Below are 19682 nucleotides of genomic sequence, written 5' to 3'. Positions count from 1 at the left end.
GATGAAATTTCTCGATAGACTTAAGATTGCTCACTATCACCGAAAGCGATACCGACAGTTCGGTACAGACAGAGCGCGAACGCTGGGATGGAGAGATAAGTACAGCCAAATCAGTCGATTTGAAGCCTTGTGCCGTGGGTTAACGTTAGACGGTTCAAGTCTTTTAGATATTGGGTGCGGCTACGGAGACTTATTAGCGTTTATTGAGTTCAATAATCTGCGCCCCCAAAGTTATATTGGCATTGATCAGCAAAAACAGTTTATCTCTGAGGCCAGAAAGCGGGACTTTCGTACTCAAAGTGAGTTCGTATGCGGTGACTTTTCAACGTTGGTATTGCCCCGTAGTGATTATGTCTTTGCTTCTGGATCATTGAATTATCAATCCGCGAATCCAAATCATACCATTGAGATGATTGAGAAAATGTACCGGACCGCAGAGAAAGGGTGCGTGTTTAACTTATTGGATGAAGAAAAGCTGCCGAGCATGAGAATGCTCGCATCGCATAATAAAGTTGGGGTGTTACGCTATTGCCGATGGCTATGTCCAGACGCACAATTGATTGAGGGTTATTCCGATCACGACTTTACGATTGCGATGATCAAAAAAGCGGAATCAGTTTCCTGACTCCGCCTTATAAATTCTTAAGCCTTATTGGTGCTTGTATTGTGAGATTTCACAGTTACCTGTGTATCTATCCACCTTGAATGAGAACGCAGCTGAATGGTATTCCCTCCCATCACTCCAAATTGTTTCTCCGAAGATTTTACAAAGGTCCAAATCGCTGATTGAACCAAACTCTTTTACGTGCCTAACTACTGACAAAAACTTGGCTTTGGTAGCATTAGGACAGTCCCTGTTACTTAATCGATTGATAACCATGGTTGTAGCATCATCTCCAGCCAAATGTGACTTTTTATTAAATTTTATTAATGGGTAAATTAACCAAAAATTGGCCATAAGTAAAGCATTATTGTGACGTATGTCTCTATAAGTTGCCTCTCTTGGTCATGGTTTAGTCAAGTTTGTAAAAGGGAACAGTCCCATTTTTTACATATAATGTTGGGATCACTAAAAGAGGGAATTAAAGCACGAATAACGTCCAATATTGGAGTGAAAACCCGACATCGTCTTTTCAAAACGGGCTCGATTTTTACCTCGAAACATCTTGAGCGTATTGAAGCGATCTCGCTTCTTTATCATAGAGTTGCGCTAGTGCTTGGTACTGTGAAGAAAGGCGTTTGTAATCCTCGGCAAGTTGCAAAGCGTTAGTGTTATACCACTCCGCAGTGATTTGATTGGCTGTTTCGTTTGACTCACGGCACTTTTGGGCAAGTTTCTTCCATCCATTTGCTGACCATTGAGATTGTGTGCTCAATTTAATCAACTCATTAGCTTTAGTCGTGAGTTCTTCTTTATATTGAATGGAGGCTTTTAATTGAGTTTTGAACGCATTTTGGTTCGAGCGGGCGCGCCAAAGTAACACGAGTTCATGTAGGGAAAAGGTTTGGGACAATAACTGGCGCTGCTTATGTTCGGCTAAAAGTGCATTGAATACCTCAACATGCTTATTGTAATTGGACTCTAAACGATTGAATTGGGTAAGATTGTCATTCCACGACGATGGGTTACATTGAATATTGGCGTGCCCCATAATGGGGAACAGAAGAAACAACAGTATCCAATTGAGTTTGTTGATCATTATTGCTCGCGTTAGTTGACCGACCCTTTTGAGTATATACCCAAATTTCCGCGACATGCGTGTTGCCGGTGAGATAAGAACAAAGAATGAAAAGGAAAAGTACATGAAGAAAATTCTCATCGCATTGATTGTCATACTGTTGCTCGGTGGGGCGGGTGCTGGATGCTATTTCTTCTTTATGCAAAAAGATGAACCTGAAGTGCCAAAAGCTGCGCAAGTGGAGCAAGCGCCAGTGGAAGAAGAAACATCCAAACCGATTCTGGATTTAGAAACCTCTCCTCCTGAAGTGACCGAATACTATGTCATTGAGCGTCGAATCAATGTTTACAATAAGCCAAATGCTAATGCTTTGGTTGTCGATACGCTCTATAAGGGAGAAAAAGTATCGGTGTTAGAAAAAGTGGATGGTTGGTATCGAATCTCTGGTTACCTTGTTTATGAAGAGGGCGGTGAAGAAAAAGCTGAGTGGTTGAATTCCGAAGGATTATCTGATGCAGAGCCAGTTATTAAAGAACAAGAGCGTTTAGAAATACTGGATGGATATTTGCAGAAGTCGGATGATTTAAAAGTTCACTTGGACATCTTCCGCAAGAAAACACAGCAATTGTTAGACGATGAAACCTGTGATCCGAGTGATTTTGAAGAGCTCGGTGGCTGGGTTCGTTCGGTTACTTATGACAAGCGCAATGTGTACTTCATTTATTGTGGTGGTTTGGAGCAAGAAAACAAAATCTATTTAGATGTCGATAAAGGCGATATCTTTTACCGCTAACAGAGCGCCTTTAGTTTAAAGCCTCTAGAGATTTATAACTTTTTAGTTGTGAACCATAATTAATAGGAATACTATCATCGAGTCGAGTGAAAAAACTCGACTCGTTTTGTTTTTAGTGAGTTATTATGTCTCAGATTTGCTTGAAAAAATTGCTTTTTATGCTGCTTGCGATGGTGTTGCTACCAGCGCATGTTTTTGCTGCGCAAATCGATCAGAAAGCTCATTTACCTTACTTTTCTAAGCTGCAACCATTTGTTGCGAGTATTGCTTTTGCAAATACCTCAATCGATTTTTCTGAAGTCTCAGAAGAAACGACGCAGTCTCCGATTTCTGAAAGTCACGCAAGACTCGATACGCTAGCCCTATTTAACACTCAACGTTGGGTTTCTCACTTACGTGAAGGCCTTGATGATGAGCATGTTGACGTTGTTGGTGACCTAAACACGCCTTTCTATGCTGACGCAGGTTATGCCTACAGCCTGATGGATATCAATTGGCGTCAAAACCAGTACACTTTTTATCATTTCACAAGCGATCATCGCATTTCTGGTTGGAAAGAGACCAACGCAATGTACGTCGCACTCAATAGTCAATTTTCTGCCTAAACACCGTCTATTTGCACCATTGTGCACTCTTAACACGACGATTGTATTCAACAGGGCGTAACCGTCCTGAGCATTTCATACCCTGAATTTATTCTGGGGGCATCTGTCGTGTGTTAAGCCTTGTTATTAAAAGCTTCACTTCGTAGTGAAGGGATGATGTTTACATGAAAAAAACACCAAAGCAGCAAAAGAACAGAAAGCTGATGAATCACTATTCAGCTTGGAAATATGTCGTATTAATCACGACGGTTATTATCTTAACGTTAAGCGCGATTCCGACTTGGTTCGGTGAGCAACCATCGATCCAGCTAACGTTTTCAAACCAAAACAGCAGTGAAATGTCGGTTGTTCAGTTGAATCAACTACTGAAAACCAATCATATCTCAGCAGACAAAATCATCGAGAAAGATGGCAAAACGACCATTGTATTCGATGATGAAAATGCGCAAAGCAAAGCTCGTGCGTTACTAAACAATGAGCTAAATAAAGAAGACAGCATTACCTTCTCATATGTGTCTGTTGCTCCAGAGTGGCTGAATGAGATGGGCTTTAGCCCAATCAAACTCGGTCTTGACCTTCGCGGTGGGGTACAGTTCCTATTGAATGTCGACGTAAATAAAGCATTTGAGGAGCAACGTAATGCTTTGATCGATGAGATCAAAGCAAGCCTGCGAGATCAGCGCGTGCGTGGTGTACAAATTCGCGCAGAAAGTGGTAACCGCATTGCGGTAAACAGTGAGAGTGATACCGCCCTAGCTGAAGTAAACAAATTCTTGCGTCAAAACTATCCAGGTTGGGTGGTGAAAAGCTCGTCTCGCGGTTTTGTTCTTGAGCCAAGTGAGCAGAATATTCAAGAGTTCCAATCAACGACATTGCAACAAAACTTGAAGATTATGCGTGGTCGTATTGAAGAGCTAGGCATTACGGAAGCATTAGTTCAGCGTCAGGGTAAAGACAGCATTCGTATTGAGCTCCCAGGTGTACAAGACCCAGCACAAGCGAAAAACGTTATTGGTGCCACTGCGAGTTTGGCATTCTACGAAGTGAAAGATGCAAGCCAAGCGCGAAGCGGCCAAGATCTTGTGCTGAAAGATAACGATGGCCGAACGGTTATTCTGGAGAAACGACCAGTCCTAACGGGTGAGCACATTGTTAACGCTCGTGCAGGTGTCGACAATATGGGTATGTCAGAAGTTAACATCTCGCTTGACCACGCGGGCGGTAAAAAGATGAGTGATTTCTCTGCAACGCATATTGGCAAGCCAATGGCGACGGTTTACCGCGAATACAAGACAAACGATCGTGGCGTAACGGAGCGCAGCGAGCGCGTTATCAGCGTTGCGACTATTCAATCTCAACTTGGTAGCCAATTCCGTATTACCGGCGCTGGCAGCATGGACGAAGCGCAGCAGTTAGCGCTATTACTTCGTGCGGGGTCGCTAACAGCCCCGGTTACTATCGTAGAAGAGCGCACTATTGGTGCTTCTTTGGGAGCTGAAAACATTGAAAATGGCTTTGCGGCACTTGCTTTGGGTATGGGTTTAACACTGACCTTTATGGCCCTTTGGTACCGCCGCTTAGGTTGGGTGGCGAACGTGGCGCTTTGTGCCAACATGCTTTGTTTGCTTGGCTTAATTGCCTTGTTACCAGGTGCGGTGCTAACGCTTCCAGGTATTGCAGGGTTGGTGTTAACCGTTGGTATGGCAGTGGACACCAACGTTATTATCTTCGAACGTATTAAGGACAAAATGCGTGAAGGCCGCAGTTTCGCTCAAGCGATTGATCTGGGCTTTGATAGCGCGTTCTCGACCATCCTTGATGCCAACATTACTACCATGATCACCGCCGTGATTTTATACGCCATCGGTAACGGTCCAATCCAAGGCTTTGCTTTAACACTCGGATTAGGTTTGTTAACCAGTATGTTTACAGGCGTATTTGCCTCTCGAGCAATGATCAATTTAATTTGGGGCCGAGATGCCCGTCGTGATGTGAGGGTTTAATCATGGTCGAAATGCTAAAACAAAATATTCGTAAAATTCGCCACTTCACTACGCTAGTTTCTATCGTTTTGACGGTGATCGCACTTGGTGCTCTGGGCTTTAAAGGGTTGAATCTCGGCTTGGATTTCACTGGTGGTATGGTGACAGAAGTGAAAGTCGATAAGTCGTTAACCAACCACGATCTGCTTGATGCACTACAACCAAAACTTGGTGAATCAACCTCTGTCACCCGCACAGGTGAAGATGGTCGTTGGCTCATTCGCTACTCCGCCCCTGAAGAAGGGCAAACTCTGCCAAGTGTGGAAGAGGTATTAAAGCCAGTTTCACATCAAGTTGATGTCGTCAGCAACAGTATTGTTGGTGCTCAAGTTGGCCAGGATTTGTTTGACCAAGGCGGTTTAGCACTATTGATTTGTGTGCTGAGCATCCTTGGTTACTTGTGTTTCCGTTTTGAATGGCGCTTAGCGAGTGGCTCTGTATTTGCTCTGGCTCATGACGTAATTGTCGTCCTCGGCTTCTTCGCCGTTACCCAAATGGAATTCAACTTAACGGTTTTTGCTGCCGTATTGGCAATTTTAGGCTACTCATTGAATGATTCGATCATCATTTCAGATCGAATTCGTGAGCTACTGATCGCGAAACAAAGTTGGAAAATGGAAGACATCAATGACCAGGCTGTCATCGCGACGTTCTCTAGAACGATGGTGACTTCAGGCACAACACTGATTACTGTTGGTGCACTATGGATTATGGGGGGAGCACCGCTAGCGGGTTTCTCAACAGCGATGTTTATTGGTGTGCTATCAGGTACATGGTCTTCCATTTCCATTGGTACCGTATTACCTGAACTGTTCAAGCTCGAACCGAAGCATTACTTGCCTGTTGAGATTGATACCGCGCCGTAATACGAGGTGCTGAAGGTAAAAAGTGCTCGCGCCACTCAGTTTGAGTGGCGTTTTACTTTGTGCTATTTCACACGCATCAGGCGGTGTTTGACGTGACCTAAATCGAACTCAATGATTTGAGAGCGCTTCATCGATTCAACCAGGCGCAGCATGGATGTGTGATAACCTTTCTTTTTCATCCATTGCAATGGCTCAGAAAAGCTGTCTTCGTTTACAACGTAAGATTCGCCTTTGTGTTCTCCAGCATAAACGTTTACGACCCAAACTCGGGCCTGAAAATCTAATACTTCACTTATGTTTCGCGTAATTTTTCTTAGGATATTTTTCATCATTTCCAGCGTTGCTTTAGCTCAGTAATAGCCAAACACCAACCCCCATCATTAAAGTGCCCGCGATACGGTTCATCAGACGCACATTCTTTGATTGACCCAACACGCGTTTCAGTCCTTTACCACCCGTGGCATACAGAGACATACAAATGAACTCAAAAAGAAGGATGATGGAGACAAGCACGATCAGCTGTGGAGCAAGAGCCGCATTTTGATCGATAAAAGGCGGCAGCAGAGAAATCATAAATGCCCAGCCTTTTGGGTTTGCGATAGCGGTAACGAAGCCTTGCATGATGAGCGCGACATTACCACTTCTGGGTGTCTCCAAATTATCGACATTTATTGCTAACTTACCTCGAGATCGCCACATTTCTACACCAAGATAGAGTAAGTAGCCGCCACCAATAAACTTTAGTGCGATAAACATCCAAGGATAGTTGAGCATGATCGCTGCGATCCCTAGTACTGCCGAGACTGAAACCAGCGCGACACCGACGAGTTCACCAATCATCATCCATAATGTGCGGCGATAACCGATACTCATTCCTAGCGTTAAGGCGAGCGTCATGCACATTCCTGGTGTAATTGAGACAAAAAAGAAGGTAGGGATGAACATACTGAGCAATGCAAGATTCATGTTTGTTGATAACTAAGTGATTTGATAGAAGCCACAAAGATAGTGCAAATTGATAAAGGATACTATCCCCAAATATCCCCAAATAACCTCAAGGTGCTAGGTTCAGCGAGAATGACTTGGCTCACAGGCACGGCAACGATTTGAAGATCTAGTGGTTCTAAATCAAAAATCGTTAACAAAGGCTGTGGGATAAGGAAACTCGCCCTGCGGAGCATGTCACTGACACGATTTCTGCATCTTGATGTCATTTGGGTATAACATCAATTTACTGGGTTAAAGAATCTAGATGATTGCTTTAGGAGATGGCACTATCGAATATTGCACCGTACCGGTACTTCAATAGATAAAAAGTGATTCGATACGTTAAATGCTAGTTAATTGATGTTATTTGGATATTTAAAATAAAACTGAAATTATTTTTTAATTGCTGCGTCATAATAGTGCGAACTGCACCAAAATGAGACGCTTTCTTCTATTTTTTACATTCTAAATATACCAGTTTTCATAAGTAAAACTATAAATATAAAATTAAGGTTATACTGTCAGTAATATCATTTAAGTTAGTAATTAAATGATATTACTCACAATTGCTTATATTGATATTTGAATTATTATTCTAATCGTATTTATAGATAACAACTCTGATCATGAGAGTAGTATCTGAAATCATGAGATGATGTAACGTCCACTGTTCGGTATGTAACTTATTGATAAACAATGATTAAATTTATGTTCTGATAAGCTTGTGTTTAACTTTATTTTATTTAAAACAATGACTTATAAATAGTTAACCATTTTATAACATTTCATGTTTAATGAGATCTAAATCAATCTTATGCAAATGGATTAGTTTTTTATTTGAAATGTAATATTTCTGGTTTAACTTAAAATAAAAGGCATCACAGGATTGATAGCCAAAAGAATAAATAAACACGTCAGTTGGTGATTTATTTCATCAGTGTATTTAGTTTGCTTTTTTAAATGCCGTTAAGAATGGAGTCTTCGATGAAGAAAGTCGCTTTGATCACCGGATCAAAAGGCGGAATTGGTTCTGCTATTTCCTCTCAATTAGTGAATGATGGTTACCGTGTAATCGCTACGTATTTCACAGGCAACTATGAATGTGCGTTGGAGTGGTTCAACAGTAAAGGGTTTACCAAAGATCAGGTTCGCCTTTTTGAGTTGGACGTAACAAACACTGAAGAGTGTGCAGAAAAGTTAGCACAATTGCTTGAGGAAGAAGGGACCATTGATGTCGTTATCAACAACGCAGGTATCACACGTGATGGCGTGTTTAAAAAGATGACTGCGCAAGCTTGGAATGACGTCATTAATACCAACCTCAATAGTCTATTCAACGTTACGCAACCTCTGTTCGCTGCGATGTGCGAAAAAGGCGGTGGTCGTGTCATTAACATCTCTTCAGTCAATGGCCTAAAAGGGCAGTTTGGTCAAGCAAACTACTCGGCGGCGAAAGCTGGGATGATAGGTTTCTCTAAAGCCTTGGCGTATGAAGGTGCTCGTTCGGGTGTGACAGTAAATGTTATTGCGCCAGGTTACACTGGTACACCAATGGTTGAGCAAATGAAGCCAGAAGTATTGGAATCCATCACGAATCATATCCCAATGAAACGCCTTGCTACACCAGAAGAAATTGCAGCATCAGTGAGCTTCTTGGTCAGCGATGCAGGGGCCTATATCACCGGTGAGACTTTGTCGGTGAATGGCGGCCTATACATGCACTAAGGAGAGAAGATGATGGAAAAAGTATTTATCGTAGCGGCGAAGCGCACTCCAATTGGCGCCTTTGGTGGCAGTCTTAAAAATACCTCTGCTGGTAATTTGGCAGCAGTAGCGATTAAAGGCGCGTTAGAAGCGGCAAAGTTGGCTGGTGATAAGATTGATGAGGTGATTGTTGGCAACGTTGTCGGCGCAGGCCAAGGCATGGGGGTTGGTCGTCAGGCGGCATTGTTCGCTGGGATTCCGGACGCGGTTCCTGCGTATGGCGTAAACATGGTTTGCGGCAGTGGCATGAAAACCGTCATGGATGCGGTTTCACATATCCGTAGTGGCGATACAGAGATTGTTGTTGCAGCAGGTGTTGAGGTCATGTCTCAGATTCCGTTTGCCGCGCCAAGTAGTATTCGTGATGGCAACAAAATGGGCAATCTAGAGCTGAAAGACCTGCTCGTAGCAGACGGTTTAACCGACGTTTATAACCAATATCACATGGGTGTGACGGCAGAAAACGTTGCAAAAGAAATCGGCCTAACCCGTCAACAGCAAGACGAGTATGCGCTGTCTAGCCAACAGAAAGCGGTGGCGGCAATCGAAGCGGGCAAATTCAAAGACGAAATTGTGCCCGTAGAAGTAAAGCAACGTCGTGAAACGGTGCTATTCGATACCGACGAATACCCAAAGGCTAATGCGACCATGGAAGCGTTAAGCAAGCTGCGCCCTGCTTTTGACCGTGAAGGCACTGTGACTGCGGGGAATGCATCAGGTATTAACGATGGTGCGAGTGCAATTATCGTCGCGTCTGAGAGCGCAGTTAAAGCGCATGGACTCACGCCTATTGCTGAGATCGTAAGCTATGCGCAATCGGGGCTTGATCCGAAAATCATGGGGCTAGGTCCAGTGGAGTCAGTCAATAAAGCATTAGCAAAAGCGGAATTAACGGTAAACGACATTGACGTTTACGAGCTAAACGAAGCATTTGCTGCGCAAGCACTTGGCGTGATTCATCAGTTGGCGGAAACCAACCAAGTTCCCGTTAACGCGATTCAAGATAAAGCGAACTTTAATGGTGGTGCTATCGCGCTAGGTCACCCACTTGGTGCATCGGGCAACCGAATCTTAGTGACGCTTGTTCACGAGCTTCATAAGCAAAATGGTCAATATGGTGTCGCATCACTTTGTGTGGGCGGCGGCATGGGGACGGCTGTGGTTATAAAAGCAGTTAAGTAATTATTTAAACGGACATTTTTAATTCTTTCTCTAGGAGATAAACCATGTACACAGATTTCTTCAAAACCTTTAGCGATCAAACTGAAAAAAATCTAGAACCTTACTTGAAGTTCAACAAGCTAGTGACAAAAAACGTAGAAGTGTTGACTGAGCTTCAACTTAACGCAATTCGTACTTACAGCGAAGTGGGTCTGAACCAAATGAAAGCGGCATCAGAAATCAAAGACGTAACGTCATTGACTGCTTTCAACAGCCAGCAACTAAGCGTTCTTACTAAGCTTTCTCAACAAATGATGGACGACAGCAACAAGCTTCAAGCTATTGCAAAAGAGTTCAAAGAAGACGTTGAGAAAATGACTTCGGAAAATCTAAAGACTGTTACTCCAGCGTAATTTGTCCGATTCTCGCCGCCTTAGGGTCTCTAGACCCTAATTTGGGCGGCGTTGTTTTTTCCGAATATAGGAGTAAGACTATGTTTCAGCACTTCTTTTCGGACTATCTTGTACAGCTTCAACAAACCAATCAACAGTGGTGGCATGATTTCGAAGTGAACAAGGCAGTCGTGAACTCTCCTTTAAATAAGGCCATGCAAGAAGTGAACTTGGAAGACACTGCCAAACTCTTCGAACAAGCTGTAAATCAACCTGCTGCGATATTAAAATTGCAAGCCGAATGGTGGGAACAGCAGCTACAAATTTGGCAGAATGTCGCGTTGGCGGGTAACCAAAAACAGGTCATTGAAGCAGAAAAAGGGGACAAGCGTTTTTCTAATGAAGCGTGGCAAAATGAGGTGATGTATAGCTTCATTAAGCAATCCTACCTGTTATTCAGCAAGACTTATTTAGATACAATTGAGTCACTCGAAGGTTTGGATGAAAAATCTAAAGAGCGAATACTTTTCTTTTCTCGTCAAGCCATCAATGCACTTTCCCCTTCGAATTTCATCGCGACGAATCCAGAACTCTTGAAACTGACACTTGAGCAAAACGGTCAAAACCTTCTGGCTGGCTTAGAGCAGTTAAAAGAAGACGTTGAGTCCAGTGCGGACATTTTGAAAATTCGTATGACGAACAACAATGCGTTCCGCGTGGGTGATGACGTTGCGACCACTCCGGGCGATGTGGTTTTTCAAAACGAATTGTTTGAGTTGATTCAATATCGACCTCTAACAGAGAAAGTGAATGCGACGCCACTGCTCATCGTTCCGCCTTTCATTAATAAATACTACATCCTTGACTTAACAGCGAAGAACTCAATGGTTCGATGGTTGCTAGAGCAGGGACATAGCGTATTTATGATGTCTTGGCGTAACCCAGGCAAGGCACAAGCGCATGTAGAGTTTGGTGACTATGTGACAGAAGGCGTCGTCAAAGCCGTCGCGGCAATTGAAGATATAACGGGCCAAGAGCAAATCAACGCGGCTGGTTACTGTATCGGTGGTACGGTTCTGGCGAGCACGGTTGCGTACTATGCGGCAAAACGTATGAAGAAGCGTATTAAATCAGCGACTTTCTTCACCACATTGCTCGACTTTTCTCAGCCAGGCGAAGTTGGCGCGTACATCAATGACACCATTGTGAGTGCAATTGAGGCGCAAAACAACGCAAAAGGGTATATGGACGGTCGTTCATTAAGCGTCACATTCAGCTTACTGCGTGAAAACAGCTTGTACTGGAACTACTATGTCGACAACTACTTGAAGGGCAACAGCCCAGTCGATTTTGACTTGTTGTACTGGAATAGTGACAGTACCAACGTGAGTGCTGCCTCCCATAACTTCTTGCTTCGTGAGCTCTATTTAGAGAATAAGCTAGTGCAAGACAAAGGCGTCAAAATTGGTGGGGTATGGATTGACCTAAACAAGATCAAAATTCCTAGCTATTTTGTATCAACGAAAGAAGACCATATAGCGTTATGGCAGGGAACTTATCGTGGTGCCCTGAACACTGGTGGCAACAAAACGTTTGTTCTCGGTGAGTCGGGTCATATTGCGGGTATCGTGAACCCTCCAGCGAAAAATAAGTATGGTTATTGGTTGAACGATACTTTGGATGATTCGGCTGACGAGTGGTTGAATAATGCCGAGCACAAAGAGGGATCGTGGTGGACACATTGGAATGAATGGCTACTTCAATTCAATCCAAAAGAGCAAGTCGAACCATTCCCTATTGGCTCGGAAGACCACCCAGCAATCGATGAAGCTCCAGGGCAATACGTCAAGCAGGTTCTGCCAGTAAAAGAGTCTTAAACAACTCCCTATAGCAGTAAATTTTAGCGACCTTTATGGTCGCTTTTTTTGGTCGTTACTGACCACCTTATTACACCGATTGAATATACGTATCGGTTGAGGAAACTCTGGGGTTGAAAGTGACGGTGAATAAAAAAGCGCCGAGTAGATACTCAGCGCTTAGTGTCAACAAATAGGCAAGTTGACGGGTAGAAGTGCGTTACGTTACACCTCTTTATCCTTACCAAATGACAGCAGCCAGAGAGAGATTGCTGCTACTGCCACAAAGCCGGAAAGAATAATCACAGGCATGGCGCTATAGCCAAGGATATGCCAAATTACAGATTCTAAAGTACTCATGGGAAGTCTCCTTAGTGCCAGCCTTCAACGCCGCTCATGTCCGGTAGTTTGTGCGCGATGCCTTTGTGACAATCTACGCAGGTTTTCTCTCCAGAAGCTAGCGCAGTAGAGTGCTGCTCCGCTGCTCGTGAGCCTTGTTGAGAGTAATCCATGTAATCAAACTCGTGACAGTTACGACACTCAAGAGAGTCATTCTTTTTCATTCGTGCCCACTCTCGCTCAGCAAGGTGTCCTCGACGCTCTTGGAACTTCTCTGGTGTATCGATAGTACGCAGAACATAGTGAGCGAATAGCTCTTTGGATGCTTGTACTTTACGAACGATCTTATCTGTCCATTCATGAGGAACGTGACAGTCTGAGCAGATGGCACGAACACCAGAACGGTTAGAGTAGTGAATTGTTTCTTGAATTTCAGCAACGATTGGTGCGTGACAGCCAGAACAGAACTCTTCTGTGTTGGTTGCCTCCATACCTGTGTTGAATGCGCCCCAAAATAAAAGACCGCCAGCAAAACCTAAGAACAAAACCACACCAGCGGCAGCTTTACTTGGGTTCTTCAGTCTTTTCCAAAACGCTTTAAGTATTTTCATAAATAACCTCTTAGTACTCGCGTTTCAATTACTGAAGCGAATCAACTGCCTGGAACTTGTTTTCAACTAGTGGCTTAGCATTAGTTTGTGGCACGTGGCATTGCAAACAGAAGTAACGACGAGGAGACATATCCGCCAATACAGCATCTTCTCGGTTTACATAGTGCGTTACGCTAATTTTAGTCGCGCCTGACTCTTTTGCATTTTTCCAGCTGTGGCACGCAAGACACTTGTTAGCATTTAACGATACTTCGTAGTGACGGATGCTGTGCGGGATCAACGGTGGTTGATAAACAAAGCTATCTTCAACAATTTGATCTTTAGGGAAGTCTTTGAACTCATCTGCTGGGCGTGTGTCTTCCAATTGAGACATTCCACGTAGAGACTCTAGACCACCAATGCCACCTGGATTATCTAACTCAGCTTGCGCAATGCCTGTCACTAAAGCACCTACAGATAAAAGTGCGACAAGTAATTTTTTCATCATTTCATCTCCGCCTTTATGGCTTAAATTCTTTATTAGGCCGCCATAGTGACGGCCGTAGCATTCGGTATCTGAAGGTTAAGCAATCTTAGAGATTTTGACTGGACACTTCTTAAAGTCTGTCTGTTTAGACAGTGGGTCAGTCGCATCTAGGATGAGCTTGTTAATCAAAATACGTGCATCAAAGAACGGTACGAATACCAAACCTTTTGGCGGACGGTTACGACCGCGAGTTTCAACACGAACGCGTACTTCGCCGCGTTTGTTTGCCATGAGTACTTCTTCACCACGACGCACGTTACGCGCTTTTGCGTCCTCAGGGTGCATGTAACACACTGCGTCTGGTACTGCTTTGTATAGCTCAGGTACACGACGAGTCATGGTGCCTGTGTGCCAATGTTCAAGAACACGGCCAGTACATAGCCACATATCAAACTCATCGTTTGGCACTTCTGGTGGCGCTTCATATGGTGCAGAGATAATCTTCGCTTTGCCGTCAGCATTGCCGTAGAAATCCCAACCAGAACCTTCTTTTGCGTATGGGTCAGAACCTTCTTTAAAGCGCCATTGTGTTTCCTTACCATCAACAACTGGCCAACGTAGACCACGCACTTCATGGTAACGGTCGTATGGTGCTAAATCATGCCCGTGACCGCGGCCAAACGTTGCGTATTCCTCAAACAGACCTTTTTGAACATAGAAACCGAAGTGGTGAGCATCGTCATTCAATTCGCGAGCTTCTTCGATAGGGAACTTGTCGATATTACCATTGCGGTATAGTACGTCGTACATGGTTTTACCACGGTACTGAGGCGCTTTCGCTAGTAGCTCTTCAGGCCACACTTCTTCCATTTTGAAGCGTTTCGAGAACTCCATTAGCTGCCACAGGTCGGATTTTGCTTGACCGACCGTGCCCACTTGTTGGTACCAAGCTTGAGTACGACGCTCTGCGTTACCGTAAGCACCTTCTTTCTCAATCCACATTGCTGTTGGAAGAATAAGGTCTGCTGCTTGCGCTGTTGCCGTCGGGTATGGGTCAGACACAACGATGAAGTTTTCTGGGTTGCGGTAACCAGGAAGACGTTCTGTGTTGATGTTTGGACCTGCTTGCATGTTGTTGTTACATTGAACCCAGTAACAGTTCAGAACGCCGTCATTCAGCATACGGTCTTGCAATACGGCGTGGAAGCCAGGTTTTGGTGGAATCGTACCTTCTGGCAGTTTCCAGATGTCTTCTGCAATCTTACGGTGTTTAGGGTTAGCTACTACCATGTCTGCAGGTAGACGGTGAGCGAAAGTACCAACCTCACGAGCCGTACCACACGCAGATGGTTGACCCGTTAGTGAGAATGGGCTGTTACCCGGAGTCGAGATTTTACCGGTTAGTAGGTGGATGTTGTAAACCAAGTTATTCATCCACACGCCACGAGTATGTTGGTTCATACCCATTGTCCAAAGTGACATTACTTTCGTATTTGGATTGGCGTATTGCTTCGCAAGCTCGATAAGCTTCTCTTTTTCAACACCAGAGATTTCAGAGGCTTTCTCAGCTGTGTAAGGTGCAACAGACTTTTTGTACTCTTCGAAAGAGATAGACGTTAGCTTGCCTGAGTTAGGATTCTTCGCTGCTTTTTGTAGCGGATCATCGTCACGTAGGCCGTAACCGATGTCGGTATCTGCTTGAGTGAAGTTAGTGTGCTTGTTTACGAAGTCCCAGTTTACCGCATCGTTTTCGATGATGTAGTTCGCGATGAAGTTAGCAATCGCTAGGTCAGACTGTGGATTAAAAATGTAGCCGTGATCTGCCAACTCAAATGAACGGTGGTAGTAAGTAGAAAGCACGTTCACTTTAACGTGAGGGTGACTTAAGCGACGGTCAGTAATACGAGTCCATAGAACAGGGTGCATCTCTGCCATGTTCGAGCCCCATAGAACGAATGCGTCTGCGTTCTCAAAGTCATCGTAACAACCCATCGGCTCATCGATACCGAATGCGCGCATAAAGCCAACTACAGCAGAAGCCATACAGTGACGCGCGTTTGGATCAATGTTGTTTGAACGGAAGCCAGCTTTCATTAGCTTTGACGCAGCGTAGCCTTCCATTACTGTCCATTGGCCTGAGCCAAACATACCTACGCTTGTTGGACCTTTTTTCTCGAGGGAAGCTTTCCATTTCTCAGCCATGATGTCGAAAGCGTCATCCCAAGAGATAGGTGTAAATTCACCGTCTTTGTGGAATTTGCCATCTTTCATTCTCAGCATCGGCTGAGTCAGACGGTCTTGACCGTACATGATCTTAGAAAGGAAGTAGCCTTTGATACAGTTTAGGCCTTTGTTTACTGGCGCTTCTGGGTCACCCTGTGTTGCTACCACTTTGCCATTTTGAGTACCAACAAGAACAGAACAGCCTGTACCACAGAAACGACAAGGTGCTTTGTCCCATGTGATTTTGGTTTGATCAGAGCTTGCAATCAGGTTGGCTGCAGATGCTGGTAGTGTCACACCTGCGACAGCAGCAGCTGATGCAGCCGCGTTTGCTTTCACAAACGCACGTCTTGTCATTTTCATACTTCACCCTCGATTTGGGAATGTTGTGTTCCAGTGTCTTCTTCATCCGTTTCTTCAAGCCCAGTTTCGATTTGGTGATAAACCAATACCGTGCTCAAGACATTCGGTAAATTGTTAATGGCATCGATAGTGTCTGTGATAAAACCTTGGTTCTCGGTTTCAAGCACGACGATAATCTTACCTTCTGGACTGTCACCATAGATTTCCGCATTTTCATGTGCTTCGATCTGTTGTTTGATTTCGTCCAGATGTTCCGGCAGTACATGTACTACCAAACTTGAAATATGCACTTCATTTAGTGACATATAGCTCTCTCATTTATTGCCTTTGGCCGACGACATACGGCTTAGGCTGTTATATTGCTCACATTGATGGATGAAGTCGGGCACACTGAAACACAGGCGCCGCAGCCGTTACACTCATCAAGGTCTAAATTGGGTTGTGCTACTTTCCCCAGCTCTAATTTGAACTGAATTGCCATCGGGTCGCACATATCCCCACAGCTTCGGCATTCGACATTTTGTTTTGCTAAGCAGCTATCGTTGATGCTTGCTTTCGCTTGCCAAGGTTGCTCTGTTTTTGGCAAGAAAAGGGGCTCAGGACAGGCGTCTGCACACTGATAACAAAAGGTGCATTCATCAATAGAAAAATCGACCGAGGGGAATCCGCCATCACTTTTGGTTATAATCTTTGTTTCACAGGCCTCAATGCATTTACCGCAGCGAGTGCAATCGTCCGTAAACTGTTCTGGCTTGGTTAACCAAGGCAAACGTACGGCGTTGTCGGGGTGCGCTTTTCTTGCAAAGAGTCTTCTTCTGGAAAGGTCTACCACTTAGTCACCTCGAAACTTGGAACCCAAACTAAGCATAGTCCACAATTTTCATTAATAAACTGTCATTTAAACTAACGAAATTGTAGTTTTTGACATATTTGTATAAATACCTCTTAGGAGGTAAATGGGATGCAATATTGTTTTGGATCAATAAATTCCGTCGCAGGTGATCACATATTGATAAAGTTGAAAGGTAATGGGTTCATTGCACGTACAAATAGGGTTGTTAATGGGCGAGGAACTCAGATTGTTTAAAAATGTGAAAAAGTCAGTGACGCGCACGATTGCGTCCGCGATGCTTCTTATTTTGCTGCTTTCAGTTGCTACGACTGGTTTTGCAATTTTTACGTTAGCGTCAAGCTTGAATGATGCAGAAGCCGTCAATGTTGCTGGCTCGATGCGAATGCAAAGCTACCGTCTGGCGAATGATATTCAGGTTAAATCTGTTGACTATTCTTCACATATTGACGCATTTGAACATTCGATATACTCACCTTCCATGAAAGCACTCCAGCATTGGTCAGTGCCAGAAGACATTACTCATGATTACTACCGTCTTATTATGAGATGGCATGAGCTCAAGTCGGTGTTGAGAGGAGACAACCCGGCGGAGTACCAACTCCTAGTGGCTGGTTTTGTAAAGCAGATCGATGAGTTTGTATTTAAGCTGCAAAGCTTTTCGGAGCAAAAGCTGATTAACTTAGCTTGGATTGGCGGGTTAGGGTTAGGCGGTATCCTTTGTGTCAGTATGTTTGTTGTCCATTTTGTGCGCCTCGAAGTTGTACGGCCTTTGCGTGCTTTAGTTTTTGCTAGCGAGCAAATTAAGAATCGCTCATTTAATATATCGCTTGATGTATCCAGCGATAATGAAATGGGGATCCTGACTCGAACCTTTAATCGGATGGCGACGGACCTTGGTAAGTTATACCGAGGGCTAGAACAAGCGGTTGATGAAAAAACGCGTAAATTACAGCATGCGAATCAGTCTTTAGAAGTATTGTATGACTCGTCGAAAGAGTTAACGGCTTCGCGTATTAATCAGGATAACTTCCAAGCCATATTACAACATATTGCAAGTCTTGAAGGCATTAAAGCGGTCAAACTTGAAATAGAGCAATTGGGAGAACCGAGTTGGATATTGATGGAAGGGGAAGAGTGCTGCCACGACTGTGATGAAGATTGCCACAGTAAGGCTCTAACGTTGGACGGTGAGCACTTAGGCTATTTGTATTGGAAGGCCGGGTTACCTTGTCCGAATGAGGCACTGATTGACAACTTTGTGCAGATTTTATCGCGTGCCGTGTATTACAATCGAGCCCAACGCCAAGCAGAACAAATCCTACTGATGGAAGAGCGAGCCACCATTGCTCGGGAACTGCATGATTCATTAGCTCAAGCACTCTCTTATTTAAAAATTCAGGTCGCTTTATTAAAGAGAAGCGTAAAGAATTTGCCTGATGAAAAAGCGATAGCTCAGGCGAATCAAGTCATTGCCGAGTTGGATACGGGCTTATCTGCTGCTTATACCCAACTACGCGAATTACTGACGACGTTTCGTCTTACGATTAAAGAGGGCAGTTTTGGCCAAGCATTGCAAGATATGGTCGAAACGCTCAACGAACAAACCGTCGCTGACATTACGTTAAAAAATAGACTTTCTTCAACTGAACTGGATGCACACCAGCAGGTTCATTTACTACAGTTGATAAGAGAAGCGGCAATTAATGCCATCAAGCATGCGCAAGCAGATAATATTCACATTCAATGTCTTGATAATGATGGAAAAGTCACAGTAACCGTTACCGATGATGGAATAGGCTTTGAACATCAAGACGAAAAATTAAATCATTACGGTATGAGTATCATGCAAGAGCGAGCCGCTAGGCTGCATGCCGATCTTCACATTGAAGCATCGATCAACAAAGGCTGTACCGTAAAACTAGAATTCCAACATAGTAAGGAAGTAAACAGTGACAGTGTGTAAAGTAATGCTGGTGGATGATCATCCACTCATGCGACGAGGTATTCACCAACTTTTAAGCTTTGAGCCTGAGTTTGAAGTCGTTGCAGAAGCAAGTAATGGCGCAGATGCGGTAGCGAAAGCGCATGAGCTGGAACTGGATCTTGTACTTCTTGATCTCAATATGAAAGGCATGTCAGGCCTCGATACCTTACAAGCGCTACGTGCTGATGGTTGTGAAGCTCGAATTGTTATCTTAACTGTATCAGATAGTCCTGCTGACATAGAAGCAATAGTTAGAAGTGGCGCAGATGGCTATTTGTTGAAAGATACCGAGCCTGATGAGTTGGTTGAGTTGCTAAAACAAGCGCATCAAGGCGACAAAGCATACAGCCAAGAAGTTTCTAAGTACTTGAGTGAGCGTTCAGGACAAGAGGACGTTTTTGATACGCTGACGGATCGCGAAACGCAGATCTTAAGAGAGGTGGCAAGAGGTTTCCGCAACAAGCAGATAGCCGATCGTCTTTTTATTTCTGAATCCACGGTTAAAGTGCATATGAAGAGTTTACTTAAAAAGCTTCAAGTTCCTTCTCGTACTGCGGCAACCGTTCTTTATCTTGAGCGCTTTGGCGACATCAAATAATACAGTTGAAGAACAATCCCAAACCACCAATGGAATCAATCGTTTAGCGTAATTTTAATAATAAAAAAACCGCCTTWAAGGCGGTTTTTTTATTATTAAA

20 protein-coding genes are annotated in these 19682 nt (G+C 44.0%); 11 read left to right on the top strand and 9 right to left on the bottom strand.

The features are described from left to right. Position 1 precedes the first annotated feature (1 nt). Positions 2-625, top strand: coding sequence for a class I SAM-dependent methyltransferase (locus R2S67_RS19495; RefSeq protein WP_053807919.1), 624 nt, complete (start codon positions 2-4; stop codon positions 623-625). Between the two features lie 526 nt (positions 626-1151). Here R2S67_RS19495 and R2S67_RS19485 read toward each other — a convergent pair. Continuing rightward, positions 1152-1700: an ATPase gene (locus R2S67_RS19485; RefSeq protein WP_104970815.1), complete on the bottom strand. Its 549-nt coding sequence runs from the start codon at positions 1698-1700 to the stop codon at positions 1152-1154. A 103-nt stretch (positions 1701-1803) separates the two neighbouring features. On the opposite strand from R2S67_RS19485, the gene R2S67_RS19480 reads away from it, so the two are divergent. The 4 genes from R2S67_RS19480 to secF all read left to right on the top strand — a co-directional run bounded on the left by R2S67_RS19480 (position 1804) and on the right by secF (position 5985). Next, on the top strand, positions 1804-2472 hold the full coding sequence (locus R2S67_RS19480; protein WP_317346689.1) for an SH3 domain-containing protein: 669 nt from the start codon (positions 1804-1806) through the stop codon (positions 2470-2472). 125 nt (positions 2473-2597) lie between these two features. Beyond that, a complete protein-coding gene (locus R2S67_RS19475; RefSeq protein ID WP_046875884.1) occupies positions 2598-3077 on the top strand; it encodes a hypothetical protein in 480 nt (159 codons plus the stop codon). Positions 3078-3241: 164 nt separating this feature from the next. Beyond that, positions 3242-5080 (top strand): protein translocase subunit SecD, encoded by a 1839-nt coding sequence (gene secD / locus R2S67_RS19470; protein WP_104973503.1) that lies wholly within the window; start codon positions 3242-3244, stop codon positions 5078-5080. 2 nt (positions 5081-5082) lie between these two features. Further along, a complete protein-coding gene (secF, locus tag R2S67_RS19465; protein WP_005397711.1) occupies positions 5083-5985 on the top strand; it encodes a protein translocase subunit SecF in 903 nt (300 codons plus the stop codon). 62 nt (positions 5986-6047) lie between these two features. Here secF and R2S67_RS19460 read toward each other — a convergent pair whose 3' ends face one another. Both R2S67_RS19460 and R2S67_RS19455 read right to left on the bottom strand, forming a co-directional pair. Continuing rightward, positions 6048-6314 (bottom strand): hypothetical protein, encoded by a 267-nt coding sequence (locus R2S67_RS19460; RefSeq protein WP_012842361.1) that lies wholly within the window; start codon positions 6312-6314, stop codon positions 6048-6050. 16 nt (positions 6315-6330) lie between these two features. After that, complete coding sequence (locus R2S67_RS19455; protein ID WP_041853084.1) at positions 6331-6951, bottom strand: LysE family translocator; 621 nt, start codon at positions 6949-6951, stop codon at positions 6331-6333. A gap of 1005 nt (positions 6952-7956) precedes the next feature. On the opposite strand from R2S67_RS19455, the gene R2S67_RS19450 reads away from it, so the two are divergent. From R2S67_RS19450 to phaC, 4 genes are all read left to right on the top strand, one after another. After that, positions 7957-8697, top strand: a complete 741-nt coding sequence (locus R2S67_RS19450; RefSeq protein WP_317346688.1) for an SDR family oxidoreductase — start codon at positions 7957-7959, stop codon at positions 8695-8697. Positions 8698-8709: 12 nt separating this feature from the next. Then, positions 8710-9918: an acetyl-CoA C-acetyltransferase gene (locus R2S67_RS19445; RefSeq protein WP_182034049.1), complete on the top strand. Its 1209-nt coding sequence runs from the start codon at positions 8710-8712 to the stop codon at positions 9916-9918. A 44-nt stretch (positions 9919-9962) separates the two neighbouring features. Beyond that, positions 9963-10310 (top strand): phasin family protein, encoded by a 348-nt coding sequence (locus R2S67_RS19440; protein WP_005398278.1) that lies wholly within the window; start codon positions 9963-9965, stop codon positions 10308-10310. 80 nt (positions 10311-10390) lie between these two features. After that, positions 10391-12166: a class I poly(R)-hydroxyalkanoic acid synthase gene (phaC, locus tag R2S67_RS19435; protein WP_005398277.1), complete on the top strand. Its 1776-nt coding sequence runs from the start codon at positions 10391-10393 to the stop codon at positions 12164-12166. A gap of 204 nt (positions 12167-12370) precedes the next feature. On the opposite strand, the gene R2S67_RS19430 is transcribed toward phaC, so the two are convergent. The 6 genes from R2S67_RS19430 to napF all read right to left on the bottom strand — a co-directional run bounded on the left by R2S67_RS19430 (position 12371) and on the right by napF (position 16979). Beyond that, positions 12371-12505: a TIGR02808 family protein gene (locus R2S67_RS19430; RefSeq protein ID WP_005373546.1), complete on the bottom strand. Its 135-nt coding sequence runs from the start codon at positions 12503-12505 to the stop codon at positions 12371-12373. A gap of 11 nt (positions 12506-12516) precedes the next feature. Beyond that, positions 12517-13095: a NapC/NirT family cytochrome c gene (locus R2S67_RS19425; protein ID WP_005398274.1), complete on the bottom strand. Its 579-nt coding sequence runs from the start codon at positions 13093-13095 to the stop codon at positions 12517-12519. A 28-nt stretch (positions 13096-13123) separates the two neighbouring features. Beyond that, positions 13124-13579 carry a nitrate reductase cytochrome c-type subunit gene (locus R2S67_RS19420; protein WP_164665863.1) on the bottom strand — a complete coding sequence of 152 codons (456 nt, stop codon included), beginning with the start codon at positions 13577-13579 and terminating at the stop codon, positions 13124-13126. 78 nt (positions 13580-13657) lie between these two features. Next, complete coding sequence (gene napA, locus R2S67_RS19415; protein ID WP_317346687.1) at positions 13658-16147, bottom strand: periplasmic nitrate reductase subunit alpha; 2490 nt, start codon at positions 16145-16147, stop codon at positions 13658-13660. Then, on the bottom strand, positions 16144-16452 hold the full coding sequence (locus R2S67_RS19410) for a chaperone NapD (RefSeq protein ID WP_005398456.1): 309 nt from the start codon (positions 16450-16452) through the stop codon (positions 16144-16146). The genes napA and R2S67_RS19410 overlap by 4 nt, the downstream gene beginning before the upstream one ends. 41 nt (positions 16453-16493) lie before the next feature. Then, positions 16494-16979 carry a ferredoxin-type protein NapF gene (napF, locus tag R2S67_RS19405; RefSeq protein WP_005398455.1) on the bottom strand — a complete coding sequence of 162 codons (486 nt, stop codon included), beginning with the start codon at positions 16977-16979 and terminating at the stop codon, positions 16494-16496. Between the two features lie 247 nt (positions 16980-17226). On the opposite strand from napF, the gene narQ reads away from it, so the two are divergent. After that, complete coding sequence (narQ, locus tag R2S67_RS19400; RefSeq protein ID WP_012842359.1) at positions 17227-18963, top strand: nitrate/nitrite two-component system sensor histidine kinase NarQ; 1737 nt, start codon at positions 17227-17229, stop codon at positions 18961-18963. Next, complete coding sequence (locus R2S67_RS19395) at positions 18950-19582, top strand: response regulator (protein ID WP_005398453.1); 633 nt, start codon at positions 18950-18952, stop codon at positions 19580-19582. The genes narQ and R2S67_RS19395 overlap by 14 nt, the downstream gene beginning before the upstream one ends. Positions 19583-19682 lie beyond the last annotated feature (100 nt).

This window comes from Vibrio sp. T13N (assembly GCF_032970445.1).
Taxonomy (GTDB): Bacteria; Pseudomonadota; Gammaproteobacteria; order Enterobacterales; family Vibrionaceae; genus Vibrio; species Vibrio diabolicus.
Note: the sequence above shows the minus strand (reverse complement) of the source record. Positions and strands in the feature narration are given on the sequence as shown.

What these genes read in the sequence shown, in the direction of transcription:
- R2S67_RS19495 (WP_053807919.1), top strand. Translation starts at nt 2, where the DNA reads ATGAAATTTCTCGATAGACTTAAGATTGCTCACTATCACCGAAAGCGA.
- R2S67_RS19485 (WP_104970815.1), bottom strand. Translation starts at nt 1,700, where the DNA reads ATGATCAACAAACTCAATTGGATACTGTTGTTTCTTCTGTTCCCCATT.
- R2S67_RS19480 (WP_317346689.1), top strand. Translation starts at nt 1,804, where the DNA reads ATGAAGAAAATTCTCATCGCATTGATTGTCATACTGTTGCTCGGTGGG.
- R2S67_RS19475 (WP_046875884.1), top strand. Translation starts at nt 2,598, where the DNA reads ATGTCTCAGATTTGCTTGAAAAAATTGCTTTTTATGCTGCTTGCGATG.
- secD (WP_104973503.1), top strand. Translation starts at nt 3,242, where the DNA reads ATGAAAAAAACACCAAAGCAGCAAAAGAACAGAAAGCTGATGAATCAC.
- secF (WP_005397711.1), top strand. Translation starts at nt 5,083, where the DNA reads ATGGTCGAAATGCTAAAACAAAATATTCGTAAAATTCGCCACTTCACT.
- R2S67_RS19460 (WP_012842361.1), bottom strand. Translation starts at nt 6,314, where the DNA reads ATGAAAAATATCCTAAGAAAAATTACGCGAAACATAAGTGAAGTATTA.
- R2S67_RS19455 (WP_041853084.1), bottom strand. Translation starts at nt 6,951, where the DNA reads ATGAATCTTGCATTGCTCAGTATGTTCATCCCTACCTTCTTTTTTGTC.
- R2S67_RS19450 (WP_317346688.1), top strand. Translation starts at nt 7,957, where the DNA reads ATGAAGAAAGTCGCTTTGATCACCGGATCAAAAGGCGGAATTGGTTCT.
- R2S67_RS19445 (WP_182034049.1), top strand. Translation starts at nt 8,710, where the DNA reads ATGGAAAAAGTATTTATCGTAGCGGCGAAGCGCACTCCAATTGGCGCC.
- R2S67_RS19440 (WP_005398278.1), top strand. Translation starts at nt 9,963, where the DNA reads ATGTACACAGATTTCTTCAAAACCTTTAGCGATCAAACTGAAAAAAAT.
- phaC (WP_005398277.1), top strand. Translation starts at nt 10,391, where the DNA reads ATGTTTCAGCACTTCTTTTCGGACTATCTTGTACAGCTTCAACAAACC.
- R2S67_RS19430 (WP_005373546.1), bottom strand. Translation starts at nt 12,505, where the DNA reads ATGAGTACTTTAGAATCTGTAATTTGGCATATCCTTGGCTATAGCGCC.
- R2S67_RS19425 (WP_005398274.1), bottom strand. Translation starts at nt 13,095, where the DNA reads ATGAAAATACTTAAAGCGTTTTGGAAAAGACTGAAGAACCCAAGTAAA.
- R2S67_RS19420 (WP_164665863.1), bottom strand. Translation starts at nt 13,579, where the DNA reads ATGAAAAAATTACTTGTCGCACTTTTATCTGTAGGTGCTTTAGTGACA.
- napA (WP_317346687.1), bottom strand. Translation starts at nt 16,147, where the DNA reads ATGAAAATGACAAGACGTGCGTTTGTGAAAGCAAACGCGGCTGCATCA.
- R2S67_RS19410 (WP_005398456.1), bottom strand. Translation starts at nt 16,452, where the DNA reads ATGTCACTAAATGAAGTGCATATTTCAAGTTTGGTAGTACATGTACTG.